At 28.6% G+C, this 17,005-nt stretch carries 17 protein-coding genes; all 17 read right to left on the reverse strand.

Features of this window, described 5'->3' with window-relative positions:
* Positions 1-212 precede the first annotated feature (212 nt).
* Positions 213-590, reverse strand: coding sequence for a TIGR04086 family membrane protein (locus tag H8S10_RS13120; protein WP_055264865.1), 378 nt, complete (start codon positions 588-590; stop codon positions 213-215).
* Between the two features lie 53 nt (positions 591-643).
* Positions 644-928 (reverse strand): preprotein translocase subunit YajC, encoded by a 285-nt coding sequence (yajC, locus tag H8S10_RS13125; RefSeq protein ID WP_055264863.1) that lies wholly within the window; start codon positions 926-928, stop codon positions 644-646.
* A 121-nt stretch (positions 929-1,049) separates the two neighbouring features.
* The gene (tgt, locus tag H8S10_RS13130; RefSeq protein ID WP_055264861.1) at positions 1,050-2,192 is read right to left on the reverse strand and encodes a tRNA guanosine(34) transglycosylase Tgt; all 1,143 of its coding nucleotides are present in this window, start codon (positions 2,190-2,192) and stop codon (positions 1,050-1,052) included.
* A 24-nt stretch (positions 2,193-2,216) separates the two neighbouring features.
* On the reverse strand, positions 2,217-3,242 hold the full coding sequence (queA, locus tag H8S10_RS13135; RefSeq protein ID WP_186839189.1) for a tRNA preQ1(34) S-adenosylmethionine ribosyltransferase-isomerase QueA: 1,026 nt from the start codon (positions 3,240-3,242) through the stop codon (positions 2,217-2,219).
* A 3-nt stretch (positions 3,243-3,245) separates the two neighbouring features.
* Entirely contained in the window at positions 3,246-4,283 is a 1,038-nt protein-coding gene (ruvB, locus tag H8S10_RS13140; protein WP_186839190.1) for a Holliday junction branch migration DNA helicase RuvB, read from the reverse strand.
* A 10-nt stretch (positions 4,284-4,293) separates the two neighbouring features.
* Complete coding sequence (gene ruvA, locus H8S10_RS13145; RefSeq protein WP_055264855.1) at positions 4,294-4,899, reverse strand: Holliday junction branch migration protein RuvA; 606 nt, start codon at positions 4,897-4,899, stop codon at positions 4,294-4,296.
* A gap of 129 nt (positions 4,900-5,028) precedes the next feature.
* Positions 5,029-5,442, reverse strand: coding sequence for a hypothetical protein (locus H8S10_RS13150; RefSeq protein WP_055264853.1), 414 nt, complete (start codon positions 5,440-5,442; stop codon positions 5,029-5,031).
* Positions 5,443-5,572: 130 nt separating this feature from the next.
* Positions 5,573-6,187, reverse strand: coding sequence for a hypothetical protein (locus H8S10_RS13155; RefSeq protein WP_055264851.1), 615 nt, complete (start codon positions 6,185-6,187; stop codon positions 5,573-5,575).
* Between the two features lie 72 nt (positions 6,188-6,259).
* Entirely contained in the window at positions 6,260-6,484 is a 225-nt protein-coding gene (locus H8S10_RS13160) for a hypothetical protein (RefSeq protein WP_055264849.1), read from the reverse strand.
* 211 nt (positions 6,485-6,695) lie between these two features.
* Positions 6,696-8,177, reverse strand: a complete 1,482-nt coding sequence (locus H8S10_RS13165) for a LysM peptidoglycan-binding domain-containing protein (protein ID WP_070205665.1) — start codon at positions 8,175-8,177, stop codon at positions 6,696-6,698.
* Between the two features lie 316 nt (positions 8,178-8,493).
* On the reverse strand, positions 8,494-9,294 hold the full coding sequence (locus tag H8S10_RS13170; protein WP_055264847.1) for a GNAT family N-acetyltransferase: 801 nt from the start codon (positions 9,292-9,294) through the stop codon (positions 8,494-8,496).
* Between the two features lie 112 nt (positions 9,295-9,406).
* Complete coding sequence (locus H8S10_RS13175; RefSeq protein ID WP_186839191.1) at positions 9,407-10,144, reverse strand: YebC/PmpR family DNA-binding transcriptional regulator; 738 nt, start codon at positions 10,142-10,144, stop codon at positions 9,407-9,409.
* 196 nt (positions 10,145-10,340) lie between these two features.
* Positions 10,341-11,387: a D-alanyl-D-alanine carboxypeptidase family protein gene (locus tag H8S10_RS13180; RefSeq protein WP_186839192.1), complete on the reverse strand. Its 1,047-nt coding sequence runs from the start codon at positions 11,385-11,387 to the stop codon at positions 10,341-10,343.
* A 178-nt stretch (positions 11,388-11,565) separates the two neighbouring features.
* Positions 11,566-12,213: a YigZ family protein gene (locus tag H8S10_RS13185; protein ID WP_055264841.1), complete on the reverse strand. Its 648-nt coding sequence runs from the start codon at positions 12,211-12,213 to the stop codon at positions 11,566-11,568.
* Positions 12,201-13,613: a PLP-dependent aminotransferase family protein gene (locus H8S10_RS13190; RefSeq protein WP_055264839.1), complete on the reverse strand. Its 1,413-nt coding sequence runs from the start codon at positions 13,611-13,613 to the stop codon at positions 12,201-12,203. Before H8S10_RS13190 ends, H8S10_RS13185 begins: the two co-directional genes overlap by 13 nt.
* 152 nt (positions 13,614-13,765) lie before the next feature.
* Positions 13,766-15,559 carry a GTPase HflX gene (hflX, locus tag H8S10_RS13195; protein WP_055264837.1) on the reverse strand — a complete coding sequence of 598 codons (1,794 nt, stop codon included), beginning with the start codon at positions 15,557-15,559 and terminating at the stop codon, positions 13,766-13,768.
* Between the two features lie 272 nt (positions 15,560-15,831).
* Positions 15,832-16,782, reverse strand: a complete 951-nt coding sequence (locus tag H8S10_RS13200) for a LysM peptidoglycan-binding domain-containing protein (RefSeq protein ID WP_186839193.1) — start codon at positions 16,780-16,782, stop codon at positions 15,832-15,834.
* Positions 16,783-17,005: the final 223 nt, after the last annotated feature.

Raw genomic sequence — 17,005 nt, forward strand, 5'->3', positions numbered from 1 at the left:
AGAAATGGTATATTATTGCATGAAAAGAAAATAGCGTAAAGGTATATTTTTTACAGAGAATAGGAGGCTTATAACCTCCTATTTGTCGTGTCAAAAAACTTGTTCATTTAGAAATAATTTCATATAAATATATGAATAAAAAATAAAAAGACCGTCTACTGAAATGATTTTAAAAATCATTTCAGAGACAGCCCCTTTCCTTATATTATTAACTATTCTTTTCCTAAGTTAATTCCAAGCATTCCTGATAAAGTCCCAACAAGAACACTTAAACCAAATTTAATAAAATCATATACTCCTAGTGTTGGTTCGGCGCCAAATAAAACTCCTGTTGCGTATAAAGCTATGTAAAATAATACCCCTACCGCTAATCCAACTAGCCAACCTTTCTCTCCTTGCAACTTAGCTGCAACTATTGTTCCAAATATTAATCCTAATGAAGTAATAACTACAAATACTCCACTAAAAACAGCTGGACTAAATTCTACAAAAGATATAAGCAAAGAAAAAATAGCTGTAAGTAATACAGTTACTGCAAAAGCACCAACTACACCTTTTAGTACATTGTTAAAATAACTTTTTATTTCCATAAAAAACACCTCCTTAGTATCATTTTTATGATACATAAGGAGGTATTATTCTACTATTCTTCGCTCTTATTTATTTTTTGAGAAACTGAAGTTTTAAGCATTTTAAATCTAGTTCTATCTGGACCTGATTGTATTACCATATACTCATCTTCAAGAGTTATAATCTTTCCAACAAGTCCACCTCTAGTTATTATTTCATCATTAACTTTTAATTCTGATAACATAGCATTATATTTTTTAGTTCTTTTCTTCTCTGGTAATATTAGTAATAAGTACATAAGACCGAACATTATTACTAATGGTAAGAAAGTAGCTAACATTCCACCTACATTGCCCATTATATTCATTCCCTTCTCTATATTAATTTTAAAGATAGTCTCAATGAAAACTATACTATTTACATAATAATCTGTCAATTATTAAAGAAATATTAGGTAAAGTTAATACTTTATTTACATTTTATTTCTTTATGTTCCACTCTCTAAGTTTTTGTTCTTTAAACTCTTTATAATTTCCTGCATCAATAGCCGCTCTTATATCTTCCATTAATTTATTGTAGAAATAAAGATTATGAAGTACACAAAGTCTCATAGCTAACATTTCTTTAGCTTTAAATAAATGTCTTATATAAGCTCTTGTATAGTGCTTACAAGCTGGACATTGACATCCTTCATCAATTGGTCTATTATCAAGCTCAAACTTAGCATTAAATAGATTTATCTTTCCCTCTCCAGTAAATACATGCCCATGTCTACCATTTCTAGCTGGTAATACACAGTCAAAGAAATCAACACCTCTATCTACAGCTTCAATTATATTTTCAGGTGTACCAACTCCCATTAAATATATTGGCTTATCTTCTGGTAAGTGAGGTACAACAGCTTCAATTACTCTATACATCTCTTCATGAGTTTCTCCAACTGCTAAACCACCAATAGCATAACCATCCATATCTAGAGATGCAAGATGTTTCGCATGTTCGATTCTAATATCCTCATAGCATCCACCTTGGTTTATTCCAAATAACATCTGTTCTTTATTTATTGTTTCTGGAAGAGAATTTAGTCTATTCATCTCTGCTATACATCTATCAAGCCATCTGTTAGTTCTAGCTACTGATTTTTCAACATATTCTCTTGTTGATGGATTTGGTATACATTCATCAAAAGCCATTGCTATAGTTGATGCAAGGTTACTTTGAATCTGCATTGATTCTTCTGGTCCCATAAATATTTTCTTACCATCTATATGAGAATTAAAGTAAACTCCTTCTTCTTTAATTTTTCTCATTCCAGCAAGTGAGAATACTTGGAATCCACCTGAATCTGTAAGTATTGGTCTGTCCCAATTCATAAATTCATGTAGTCCCCCCATTTTAGCAACAACCTTATCTGTTGGTCTTAAATGAAGATGATATGTATTAGAAAGTTCAACTTGGCATCCTATTTCTTTTAAGTCCATAGATGATACTGCACCTTTTATTGCAGCTAAAGTTCCAACATTCATAAATACTGGTGTCTCAATTGTTCCATGAGGAGTTTCAAATCTTCCTCTTCTAGCATTTCCGTCTTTTTTTAGTAACGTATATCTTTTTTTACTCAAAATTTCACTTCCTTAGTTTTTGTATTACTTTATAAACATTGAATCTCCAAATGAGAAGAATCTATATTTTTCTTTAACAGCTTCATTATAAGCATTCATAACATGTTCCTTACCTGCAAGAGCTGAAACTAACATTATTAGCGTTGACTCTGGAAGGTGGAAATTTGTTATTAAGTTATCTACAACTTTAAACTTATATCCTGGATATATAAATATATTAGTCCATCCACTTTTTGCAGACACATATCCATTTTCATCTCCAATAGTTTCAAGAGTTCTTGTTGATGTAGTACCAACAGATATTACTCTCCCACCATTTTTCTTAGTATTATTTATGATATCAGCATCTTCTTCTGAAAGACAATAGTACTCTGAATGCATTACATGCTCATTTACATCATCAACTTTAACTGGTCTAAAAGTTCCAAGTCCAACGTGTAAAGTTAAATATGCTATGTTAACTCCTTTTTCACGAACTTTTTCTAATAACTCTTCAGTAAAGTGTAATCCAGCAGTAGGAGCTGCTGCAGATCCTTTCTCCTTAGAGTATACTGTTTGATATCTCTCTCTGTCATCTAACCTTTCAGTTATATATGGTGGAAGTGGCATTTCTCCTAGTTCATCTAAAACTTGTTCAAAAATACCATCGTAAGAAAACTCAATAATTCTATTTCCTTCTTCTACTATATCTACTACTTTACATTTTAACTTACCTTCACCAAAAGTAAAAGTAGCTCCAATCTTAACTTTTTTTCCAGGCTTAGCTAAACATTCCCACTTATCTCCTTCAATTCTCTTAAGTAATAAGAATTCAATTTTAGCTCCTGTTTCTTCTTTTTGACCAAAAAGTCTTGCTGGCATAACTCTAGTATTATTTAAAACTAAAGTATCTCCTTCTTTTAGATATTCTAATATATCATAAAAATGTCTATGCTCTATCTCTCCAGTTTTTTTATCTAGCACCATTAATCTTGAATAATCTCTCTTCTCTAATGGATGCTGAGCAATAAGTTCCTCTGGTAAATCAAAATTAAAATCACTTGTTTTCATTTTTTACTCCTCACTATCAAAAAAGCTCTTTTGATTTGTGTGCTTTTTCTTCTTTTTTGTCCTTGCTAAATGAGCATAAGCTGCATCTGTTGCAACTCTACCTCTAGCTGTTCTTACTATAAAACCTTTTTGAAGAAGATATGGCTCATAAACATCTTCAACGGTTCCAAGTTCTTCTCCTATAAAGTAAGATAATGTCTCTATTCCTACAGGTCCACCATTAAAATTATCAATGATAGCTTCCAATATTTTATTATCTACCCTATCAAACCCTTTAGAGTCTACTTCTAAAAGTTCTAATGCTTCTTTTGCTTCTTTATAACTAATTAAAGAATCCGAATATACCTGAGCATAATCCCTTACTCTTTTTAATAATCTATTTGCTATTCTAGGTGTTCCTCTAGACCTTCTGGCAATCTCAAATGCCCCTTCTTCTGTAATATCACAGCCCAATACAAAAGCAGATCTAACTATTATCTCTTTTAATTGCTCATCAGTATAATACTGCATATCACATAACACACCAAATCTGTCTCTCAATGGTGAACTAAGCATTCCTATTCTTGTAGTTGCTCCTATTAATGTAAACTGTGGCAAGTCTAATCTTATCGACTTAGCTGCAGCACCTTTTCCTATAACAATATCTAGAGCGTAATCCTCCATTGCAGGATAAAGAATTTCTTCTACATTTCTATTTAATCTATGTATCTCATCTATAAATAAAACATCATTGTCTTTTAATGTTGTTAAAATAGCCGCCAAATCTCCAGCTCTCTCTATAGCAGGTCCTGAAGTTATCTTTAAATCTCCACCCATCTCTTTAGCTATAATATTTGCTAAGGTTGTTTTACCTAGTCCTGGAGGTCCATATAAAAGAACATGATCTAAAGCTTCTCCTCTAGTTTTAGCTGCTTTTACAAATATATTTAATCTTTCCTTAACTTTATCTTGACCAATATACTCATTTATCTTTTGAGGTCTTAAACTTAACTCTCCATTTCCGTCCTCTAGCATTTCTGCTGGTGTAATAATTCTCTCCATTATTTCACCTCTATCCCATTAATACTCTTAATGATTCCTTGATTATATTTTCAACAGACTGTGTTTTATCAACTTTCTTAAGAGCTGTCTCAGCTTCTTTTTCTGAATATCCTAAAGCTAATAATGCCCCTAAAGCTTCACCTACAACATTTGCATTACTTGGAGCAATATCTTTAAATCCTTCTTGAATATCAACACCTTCAACCACATCATCAGTTTTGATTTTATCTTTAAGTTCTAAAATTATTCTTCCTGCTGTCTTTTTGCCAATTCCTGGTGCCCTACATAAATGTTTTTCATCACCCATTAATATAGCATATCTTAAATTATTTATTCTACTTATTGATAATAAAGATAAAGCCGCTTTTGCTCCAACACCATTTATTGATAGTAATAACTTAAACATCTCTAATTCTTCTCTTGTGGAGAATCCATATATACCAATAAAATCTTCCCTTACTATCTGCTCTAAGTATAACATAACTTCTTCCGATACTTTTGGCAATTCAGCCATAGTAGCTCCAGAAGTAAATATTTTATATCCAATACCATTATTTTCAACAATTACATAATCTTTATTTATACCAATATACTTCCCTTTAATATATTCATACATACAATTCCCCCCTTATCTTCATCTTGAAGTAATAAACATAACATTTCTACTTTAACATTTTACAATGTTTTTTTCAATAATAAAGTAAGGCTATCACATTTGTGATAGCCTTTTAAAAATTATTTTACTTTAACTCCAAAACTCACCATAAGGTTCCATTATATCAATAGCTTCAACATCATTGAATATATTATCGATTGCAAAATCATAAATGTTTAAATTAATATCTTTACTTAATAATTTAGATATTACTTCTTCCTTTTCTTCATCAAATACTATATCTTCTTGAAGCTTTTCTATAATATCATTTGTATTATATACTCTACATTCTCCTTCTATAACGCCTAAATTCTGACATACGGTGTTAATAAACTGCTCACTACTATCTGTTAAGTCATTTACTTCAGTTATTATAGTTGAATTTCTAACTTTCTGCATATAATACATATTTATATATGCTTTAGTAGTATCTAAATCATTAAATCCCTTTACATGACCATCAGGCATAACCAATAAATATTGAAATTCTGGAATGATGCTCATATTGTGACCTCCTCTCCATCGTTTCTAATACTATTGTCCCCTTTTTTAATTTTTCTTATTCTACCTATGTTTATGGCTATTTTCCCACTAATTTTATATACTTTACAAATTTAATTCAAATATATAAATTCTAATTCATATAACCAGCTAATCTTTCTAATGCTTCTTCCTTTGAATCATAATAGTGCTTAAATGACTTTATTTCTTCTTCCGCAGCTATTGGTATAGTATTTACCTTTTTATAATCTCTAAAAACATCACTTTCTGATTCTATAAAAGCTTTTCCATTCTCATCTGTTTTATAAATAGCAAAATATCCATCTTTTTCACCTAAGTAATATTTACCGCCTATAAGAGTATTATCACTATTTTCTTTACTAAATACAATTCTATCATCACTTAATGCTTCAAGCTTATATCCTGAATCATCAAGAAAATCTATTAAGAATTGTTGATTTACATCAACCTGAATATTATTTTCTTCTTTAAAATCTTTTAAACTTTGCTCTTTATCAATACTATCTCCAATCATTAAAGCTATAGTTGTATTATCTTCTAATACCTCTGTAGAATTATAAACTGTCTTTTCTTCAAGAGCATTCTCATATTTAGGTTTTGTTATCCAATCTGTAATTAAATAGCTTAAGCTGAAGCACATTCCTAATAAAACTATTACTCCAACTCCAAAATATATTTTTTTCAACTTATCTTTTTTAAATTTATCATTTTGAAAATTATTATTCATATTTCCATCACTCCTTATGAATAATAATTTCCACTTTTTACAAAAATTATTCAGTATAAAATTAATTTTCTCTTACCATTCTATTGATAAAATATTATATTCTTCTCTTCTTAGTGAAACTTTATATCCTTCAATAATTAACCAGTTTATTAGCTTTCTTTGTACTTCTTCACTATCATCATCAATAACAAGAATTGCTGTTATCTTATTTAGTTCCATATCTTTTGCCGCATCAATATTTTCTATTATCTTCTTTTTATGACATTCAAATTTTTCTAACAAATTAAACTCTTCCATATACTTATCCTCCAAAATATATTTCTCTACGTAATATCTATAGTATTGTAAATACTAAAATATTATAATAATTTGAAGTTTAATTACTATTTTATTTATTAAATCTAAAGAATGGTAAATATACTTTATTCACCATTCCCATTCTATTTTTTTATTAAATTTAATTTTATCTAAATTAAGTTTATTAATTTATTATCTGTCATAATAAAATCTAAACTTTTAATGTTTCTCCCGGATAAATTAAATTTGAATTTTGTAAATCATTTAAATTCACTATATTATCTACAGTAGTATTATATCTAGCTGCTATTCCACTTATTGTATCTCCTGTTTTTACAACTACTAATCCTGTGAAATTTTTAGATTTATCTTTACTTATTATTAACTTTTCTCCTACATAAATCATATTTGGATTACTTATATTATTTAAACTAACCAAATTACTAACTGTTGTTCCATACTTTTTCGCAATCCCACTTAGTGTATCTCCAGCTTTAACTGTATATATTAAACTTTCACTTTGTTCCTGCTTAGATACACCTGAAGATTCTATCTTTAAAACTTCTCCTGGGTAAATTAGATTTGGATTACTTATACCATTTATTCTTGCTAAATACTGAACAGTTATTCCGAATTTACTCGCTATTCCACTTAAAGTATCTCCTGATTGTACAACATAAGTTGATGAATGTTGGTTGGATGTTGCTCCACTTTTAACAGAAACATTTGTTGGTATTTTTAATACTTCTCCTGGATAAATTAAATTTGGATTTGTAATATTATTTAGCTGAACTAATTCATTTACTGTTGTTCCAAATCTTAATGCAATTGAACTTAAAGTATCACCTGAAACTACTATATAAGTCTTACTAAATGAATTAGTTCTAGTTGATACCGTTTTATCTGTATATATTTTTAATGTTTCTCCTACATAAATCAAATTAGGATTAGCTATACTATTTATTGAAACTAAACTAGCTACTGTTGTACCAAATCTAGCTGCAATACTGCTTAAGGTATCTCCAGCTTGAACTACATAATACTTAACTCCACTTTGAGTAGATTCTTGTTTTTTATTTCCAGGAACTGTTGTATCATCACTTAATAAAATTCCTTCCTTAAATATATCTAAATCAACATTAGTATTTATTCCAGATATATTTCCTGTATCAGAATATTGCCATCCTACATATGCATTACCCCATATAGAATTTTCTTCTGGCTCACTACTACCATATTCAGCTATCCATAACGGATAATTCTCTAATCCAAATCCTGTAGTAATATTGTTGTTTGCAAAGCTTGCATAGGTATATATAGCCACATCTAAGCCAGTAATCTTTTTAACTTCCTCTAAAAATTCTACTGCTATACTAGATAACGTTCCTACTTCATAACCACCAGCTTCTTCTAAATCTAAAACTAATCTACACTCAGAAGTTAAACCACTTATTGCATCAGCAAAATACCGTGCTTGTACTATTGCTGATATTGATGGACTGAAAAAATGATAAAATCCTACTAATAACCCATTATCTTTAGCTCCATCATAAAATTCTTGAAGATAAGGATCTGTATAATAATTTCCTTCAGTTGCTTGTATATATACTATTTCTATTCCGCTATTTTTCACTTCTGAAAATGTTATACTTCCTTGCCAATTGCTTATATCTATCCCTCTATAATTTGTCACTTTTCAAAATTCCTCCTTTGTATCTTTTAATGATATTTAGACATCTACTTCATATTATTCATATTTCCTATAAATAGTGACTATTCATAAATTAATTTATTTAAAAGATATTATTTACATATACCCTCATAAATAAATTTAAATTCTACAACTAAAATTGTTATATTTTATGAATTATTTAAAATTATATAAAAAATGAACCTATTGAAGTTTATATTTAAAATTCAATAGGTTCATTTTGTCTTTATTTCACTTTTATATACTTATTTATAACACTATCTAATTCTTAATGATAAAGTATTATATTTATTAAAATTTACTTTTTCATCAACATGCACCATTTATCTATATTTTCAAACCCTAATCTATGATATATTCTTCCTGCTTCTTCATTATCGAAGAATAAACACGCAGACTTATCTTCATTTATTAGTCTCTTTGCTAAATATGATACTATTTTACTTGCTAATCCTTTATTTCTATGATTTTGAACTGTAAAAACTCCTCCTATCATTGCATTAACACTTGTAGTAGCAGTCGTATTTCCATGAGCAATAATTTCGTTATCCTCTTTAATAAATATATGTATACCTTCTTTACTTAATATTCTATTGTTAATTTGATTATAACGTTCATTTAAATCATCAGAGTACATACCTTTAAATTCTTCTATTTTTTCATATGCTTTTGCAATTTCCATAGAGTCACTTGAAGTAGCTATTACTATATTTTCTTCTTTCACTTCTTCTAACTTACTTTCATCTCTAAGTTCGCAAAAAAACATTTCTCGTTTGTTATAACTATTTTCAATTAATTCATATATTTTATTTATAACTGATAATTTTCCACTAACCACTTTTGCATCTTTTTCTACAAGCAATTCTGCAATTTCTTTAAAATTCATATCTAAATTTCTGCTATAAACAATAAAATTAGTATGATATCTTAATACAATTCCTCTTATAATTTCTTCATCGTATTGAATCCAAACATTTTGAAACTCCTTATCAAATCCAAAATTCTCAATATCACCTATAATAAATAAATTTATATTTGGTTCTCCTAAACAGTAATCTAGTACTTCTTTTCTATCTTTTTCACTAGCTAATCTTAACATTTTCTCTTCTCTCCAACTTATTAAATCTATTAAATATAATAAAAACCTCATTATACTTAATATTACTTAAGACAATGAGGTTAAAACTATCTTTTATTAATTATATAAATTTTTACTCATCCCATCCTTCAGGGAATTCAGCATTATGATATACCTCTTGAACATCATCACTATCTTCAAGCATGTTTAATATCTTTTGCATCTTCTTAGCTGCTTCTTCATCAATTTCAGTATAAGTATCTGGAATCATTTTTACTGCTGCTTCTAAGAACTCTAATCCTTCTGCTTCTAAAGCTTCTCTTACTGTTCCAAAATCATCTGGTGATGTTGTTACTACAAATACTTCATCTTCAGCTTCAAAATCTTCTGCCCCAGCATCAAGAGCCATCATCATTACCTCTTCTTCATCTAAGTCAGCTCTTTCTATTACTATTTCACCCTTTTCTTGGAACATAAAATTTACACACCCAGTTGTTCCTAAAGTTCCGCCACCTTTTGAGAATGCAGCTCTAACATCCCCAGCTGATCTATTTCTATTGTCTGTTAATGTTTCAACTATAACAGCAACTCCTGATGGTCCGTATCCTTCATATACTATTCTTTCATAATCAACTGAAGCTAACTCTCCTGAAGCTTTCTTTATTGATCTATTTATTGTATCATTAGGCATATTTGCAGCCTTTGCTTTTGCTATTGCATCTCTTAATTTAGGGTTGTTCTCAGGAACTGGACCTCCATTTTTTACTGCAAGCACTAATTCTTTACCTAGCTTAGTAAATATTTTTCCTCTTTGCGCATCAGCTTTACCTTTTTTGTTTTGTATATTATGCCATTTTGAATGTCCTGACATCTTTCTTCCTCCTAAATTAATATAATTTGTTCTTTACTTAAATATCCATAAACAGTATATCATAGCGAAATTTATTTTTCAATTTACTTAAGTGAGAATCTAAATCTAAGATTTAGTTATTCGAACTTACTCCTATGAACATATGTAAATAGGAGTTTCACTTGACAATCTAACTCTTAGATTTAGTTATTCAATATTAATATTCTCCATAATATTCTTCTAAAGTTAGTCCACTATTATATAATTCTGTAGCTAAATCCACTCCTACATATCTTATATGCCATGGTTCATAGTAATATCCTGTGACATCTTCCTTTCCTGGTAAATATCTCACTATAAATCCGTATTTATGAGCATTTTCTCTAACCCATTGTCCTTCTACACTATATCCAAACTCAGTAGTTAATGACGATCCATAATAAGATGAATTAACATCCATAGCTAATCCTAATTGATGCTCACTTGCTCCTGGTGGTGCAGAATATCCTGAGTATGGATTATAGATACTTGCCTGATAATCATAAGATCTATATCCAGATACAGCATAAAGATACACCCTATCAGCATCCGCTCCTTTGAAAAGATTTTCTAGCGCTGCTGCAGCCTCTGATTTCATCATTATTCTGCTTGTACTAACCAATGATCTTACATTAGGAACTACTAAGTCTTGCGGTTCATAATCGCTATCCAGTGTCCTTGTTTTATTTACACAAACAGTCATGCTTGTAGGATCAAATATTCCCTTTGCTATAATCCTATCTGAAGCATCACTTATTATTTCTTCATTAATTAATTCTCTTTTTACTTCAACTCCATTTTCATAAGTAATTTTGTATACTAAAGTTTTCTTCCCTACTTGACCTTCATCTATTACTCTACTTTCTCCTAAAGGCATTTTATAATCTTTTACTTCTTTTTCTTCAAAAGTAATATCTTCTTCCACTGTCTCTTCTTTAAAACTTACTCTTGTAATTACTATGTTGTCATTATTACTTATACTTTCTGATATACCTTTTGATAGTTTATCATTTTCACTATAAGTTATACCTAATTCATCTATTACGTCACCTACAGTTTCTTTATTAGTTTTATGCACTATCTCTTTTCCATCTACTAAAACTGTTACTTTTTTTATTGATAAATTCCAAAATACTAATGTCATAATTAAAAATAGTAAACTTACAGCAATTATATATTTTTTTCTCTTTTTAACTTTCTTTCTATCTTTACTTCTACTATTCATACTTTCTTATTTTCTCTCCCTTAGTACGTTATTACAAAATAAAATTGTCTTCAATATTTAGTATCTACTTGTCCATTAATATTTATTACTACTAATAAATCATAAATTATTATTATATAGCTATTACAAACACACTGTATAATCATCAAGCGCTAACCTAAAGGCTAACGCTATATACTTAAATCATTTTATAAAGTCTATTATCTTCTTTAAAATATATCTCTGCATCACTTTTACTAATTAATATTTTACCATTGCTAGCTTCAATTGCTGCCTTCTCTATTTCATCAGCTACAGATATTTCTGCCAATATATGAACAATAACTTTATCTGTATATTCTGTATCTTCAATATGCCAATTATTTTGTCCACACATATATTGAACTTTCCCAATCATATCATAATCCATCTCTAATGATACATTAACACCTTCAACCTTTTCAACCACTCCGCCAGCTTTTAGTGCAATTGATGCTCCTTTTGTATACGCTCTTGTTAAACCGCCAGCTCCAAGCATTATTCCACCAAAGTACCTAGTTACAACAATAGCACAATCAGTAACATTGCTTTTTTTCATAACTTCTAATATAGGTATTCCTGCTGTTCCTTGTGGCTCACCATCATCACTGTATCTCTGAATCCCCATATTTTTTCCTACAACATATGCCCAGCAATTATGAGTAGCCTGTTTGTGCATACTTTTTATTTCAGCAACAAATGCTTTAGCTTCTTCTTCACTTTCACATCTTTTAGCATATCCTATAAATTGAGATTTTTTTTCTATAAATTCATCTTCACCATATTGTCTTATCGTTATATATGCCATTTATCAATTACCTCCTTAATAGTATAGATTCCTTCTCTTATTTTTTCTTCATTTGTTTGAGAAAAACATAATCTAAAAGAATCTATCCCTCCATCTATCTCTTTATAAAAAATCACCCCTGGGGTAATAAAAATTTTCTTATCCTTTAATATATAAAACAATTCTTTTGAACTTATATTTTTATCCTTCAATTTAAGATAAAAATATAAACCACCTCTAGGTTCCTTCATTTCAACGTAATTTGAAAGTTCATCTTTAATTAGTTTTTTCATTATATTATATCTTTTTTTATATTCTTTTTTCAATGACTCAATATGCCCAGTAAAATATCCTTCTTTTATGTATAACTCTAAAGCTCTCTGCATAAGAGTTGACGTAGCTGTATCTGTATTTACTTTAGAACTCTGCATAACTTCTTTAAACCCATTTGGATAAATCATATATCCTAATCTAATTCCCGGCAAAAATATCTTTGAAAAACTTTTAATATAAAAGACTCTATTACCTCTATCTAGAATTTTAAAAGGCTCATGAGTTAACTCTTCATCATATATCAATTCTGAAAGATAATCATCTTCAATTATATAAAAATCATATTTTTCTGCAAGTTCTAAAATTTTCAGTTTACATTCCTTGCTATAACTTATTCCTGTAGGATTGTGAAGGTAACTCATGGCATAGAAACATTTTATTTTGTTTTTCTTCAAGATTTCTTCGAATAACTTTATATCAATTCCATCATCATTAATTGGTACTTCAAATATATTCGCCCTTCGCCACTTAAATACTGATAACGCTCCCCCATAAGTAGGCTTTTCAACCATCACATTATCATTAATATTAACTATAGCTTTAGCTGCTATATCTATCCCCTGTTGTGCTCCAGATAAAATTAAAATTTCTTCTTCATCAAATTCTTTATTCCAAAATACTTTATTTATTGTCTCTCTTAACTCACTATATCCTAGTGTTTCTTGTATTAATAGTGCTTCAGCTCCATCTCTATCAAGAACTTTATTTAGTACATCTTTAAATTCATTTATAGGAAAATATACATCTATTAAACTTTCTCCTGTAAAATCAATTATATCTTCGTAATTTTTATTTATTATATTCTTAATCTCTTTACTGTACTCATTTTTAAAGCTTTGCACTAACTCTCTTCTTTTTGCAAATGTTCCTGATCCCATCTTTTGATATGCATAACCTTCACTTTGAAGCTTTTTATAACAGTTAATAATAGTAACATTATTGACTTTTAAAAACTCTGCTAACTTTCTAATAGGAGGTAGTTTTTCTCCGTCATTTATTATCTTAGAGTTTATTAATTTTTTTATATGATTTGCTATTTGAATGTATTTAGGCTCTTCTTCATTTAATTCCAAAATATATTCTTCCATATATACTCCCTTTTCTTAAAGAACATAATTGTATCAATACAATTTAATATAAATTATACACTATACTTAATAACTATTTAAAGAATATATTTTACTTATTAAAAAATATAGCTTTTAGATTTTTAACAATCTAAAAGCTATAACTACAAATATTAAATTTCTTTTATAATAAATTCATTAGTTTTATTGTACGTTTCATCATCAACTTCAGCTAATATGAAAGTACCATCTTCTCTATAATCTTCCTCTAAAACTCTACCGTTTCTATGTAAAAATGAATTTATATCACTTCTATCATAAGGAATAATATATTCACATTTTTTCATAGTGTAAGGTAAGTTCTCTTCTATTAAACTTAATAATTCCTCTAAATTCTCTCCAGTCCTTGCAGAAATTTTTATTTTTTCATATTTTGATGTTGCTTCCTCTACAGCTATAATTTGTTCTTCTGTAGCTTTATCAATCTTATTTAATACTAATAATGTTTTTTTATCTAAAGCACCTAACTCAGCTAATACTTCTTCAACAGCTTCAATTTGCTCTAAAGCATAATCAGATGATACATCTACTACATGACATAAAAGATCAGAATATATAACCTCTTCTAAAGTCGATTTAAAGGCTTCAACTAAATCATGAGGTAATTTCCTTACAAAACCTACAGTATCAGTTAAAGTAATAACTCCCTTATTTTTCAATACTATAGCTCTTGTAGTTATATCTAAAGTTGCAAACAGCATATCTGCTTCAAAAACTTTTTCTTTACCTTGAACATTTTTTTGAGCTGCTACATCACAAAGATGATTTCTAAGAGTAGATTTACCAGCATTTGTGTAACCAACTAATGATACCTTAGGTATACTTTCTTTATTTCTCTTTTCTCTTTGAGTCTCTCTTATCTTCTTAATTTTCTTAAGTTCATTATTTAAATCATATATTTCTTCTTTTATATGTCTTCTATCTGTTTCAAGCTTTTTCTCCCCTGGACCTCTAGTTCCTATTCCTCCACCTGTTCTTGACATTATAGTCCCAAGTCCTTGAAGTCTACTCATTCTATATTTAAGCTGTGCTAACTCTACTTGAATCTTAGCTTCTCTACTCTTAGCTCTTCTTGCAAAGATTTCAAGAATCAAAGTAGTTCTGTCAATAACCTTAGCTCCAATAGCTGCCTCTAAATTTCTTACCTGTGACCCTGATAACTCGTCATCAAAAATAACTACATTAGCTCTTAATTTTTGTCTAAGTTGAGCTATTTCTAAAACTTTACCTCTTCCTATATAAAATGCTGCATCTATTTTACTTCTACTTTGATATACGCTTTCTAATACCGGTATATCACAAGCCTTTGTTAACTCTCTTAACTCTTCTAGACTTTCCCTTGTATCAGATCCAACTAAAATAGCTTTTTCGCCTTCATCTTCAACAACATCCTTTTCTTTTATAAGAGAGTCTATATAAGATATTTTATTTAATATATGTATCTTAGATAAATCTTCTAAAGATATATGCTGTATCTCTTCATAATCAAGTTTATCATCAAAAACTGTCAATAATCCTAAAGAACAATCTAAAATTTTATCTTCATAAATTCCCACTGCTACTATAGCATCTAGTTTTAATTTTAGTAATGCACTAATGTCAAGCGCTGACAAATTACTCATGCCATTTGGATGTGTATGAATTATTCTTACCCCTGCCAGTCTTTTTTCTCTTATATCTAAAGTTTCTATTTCAACAGAAGTTGAATCACCTACTGCTATAGATCTAATGTTTCCTCTTCTATCTATGGCTACGCTTACTTCTCTTTCAATAAATGACGAAACCTTTGAAATAGTTTGTATAATTTCTAATGAACAAACTTCATCTTTAGGACATTTTGATTTATAAAGTCTCTCTAACTCTTCTATAGCCGACTTCTTAATTCCATCTATATTTCCATATATCATATACTCACCTCATAACTAATATTTAGGTTTTTAAAATTAATATACTCACTTTATTATATTTATATTAATTAACTAATTTGAGATTCATTTATTATTACATTGCTGATATTAACTTCCCCAAATCTTTCATTAATTGTATACTATTCCTGTTAAAAAGTAAATAAATCCAGTAATACCTTCTAAAAATATTAATTCACTCATAAACTAATCATTAGTATTTTATGAGTGGATTATACTTTATTCAAAATATTTTGTTTTTTAACATATAGTCTTTATTTAATTCTTAGTACTTGACCAACATATATTAAATTTACATTTGATATTTTATTTAGACTGGCTATAGCTGCAACAGTTGTTCCAAATTTCGCTGCGATACCACTTAATGTATCTCCACTTACTACTGTATAATATATTTTTTGTGATGTCTTAACTCTATCACTTGAAGACGTTGGTATTCTTAAGATTTGTCCTACATATATCAAATTCTGATCTACTATTTTATTTAAACTTACTAATTCTGATACAGATACAGCATATTTTTTAGCTATTTCACTTAAAGTATCACCATAAACTACAGTATAAGTCGTATTTGTACTTGTTCCTCCACTACTACTTGAACTACCTGTTGATGCGGTAACATTAACCTTTCCTTTAATATATACATTTTCATTAAACAAATTAGTATCTGTATTTATTGCTCCAATATAATTGGCACTTGAATATTGCTGTCCTGCAAATTTTGCAAATCCATGATTAGTAGGAGCTTCATAATACTCTCCATTATTTATTCCATAATAAGCTAACCATAAAGTCTTCTTTGCTATTTCATTGTTTAAACTCAATTGCTTTGCATACGAGTAATTACAATATACCATACATTCAATTCCCAAAACGTTTTCTACATAGCTTATAAAATCTAAAACTTGTGAATATGAATAAGTTGTCTCTATATCTATAGCTGGTTTAACTGTCATTTTAGATAAATAAGGCTTAATCTTACTTACAAAGTATTGAGCCTCCGTTATTCCATTATTCCTAAAAAAATGATAAAATCCTATCTTCATATTATTACTTAATGCTGAATTAACCTGACTATCCAATAAAGGATTAGTATAGTTTATAGATTCTGTAGCTTTTATTATGCAAACTTCAAATCCCATATTTTTTGCTGTAGTAAAATTTAAACCAGCTTGGTAATTACATATATCTATACCTTTTATCATTTGTTTTTCCTCCTTTTATAATTATCATAAGCAATTTTCCCTATACATTATTAAAATATATTTTTAATATTCCATATTTCTATAATGTATTATATTAACAATATTACTTTATTGATACTAGTATTTTAGAGTTGCAAAAACTATAATTTCTTGCTAATATTTAAACTATATATACAATACAAAATAAGCAAATCATAACTTAAAACATATTCTAAATATATAT

This window comes from Clostridium sp. NSJ-49 (genome assembly GCF_014287725.1).
GTDB lineage: Bacteria > Bacillota > Clostridia > Clostridiales > Clostridiaceae > Clostridium > Clostridium disporicum_B.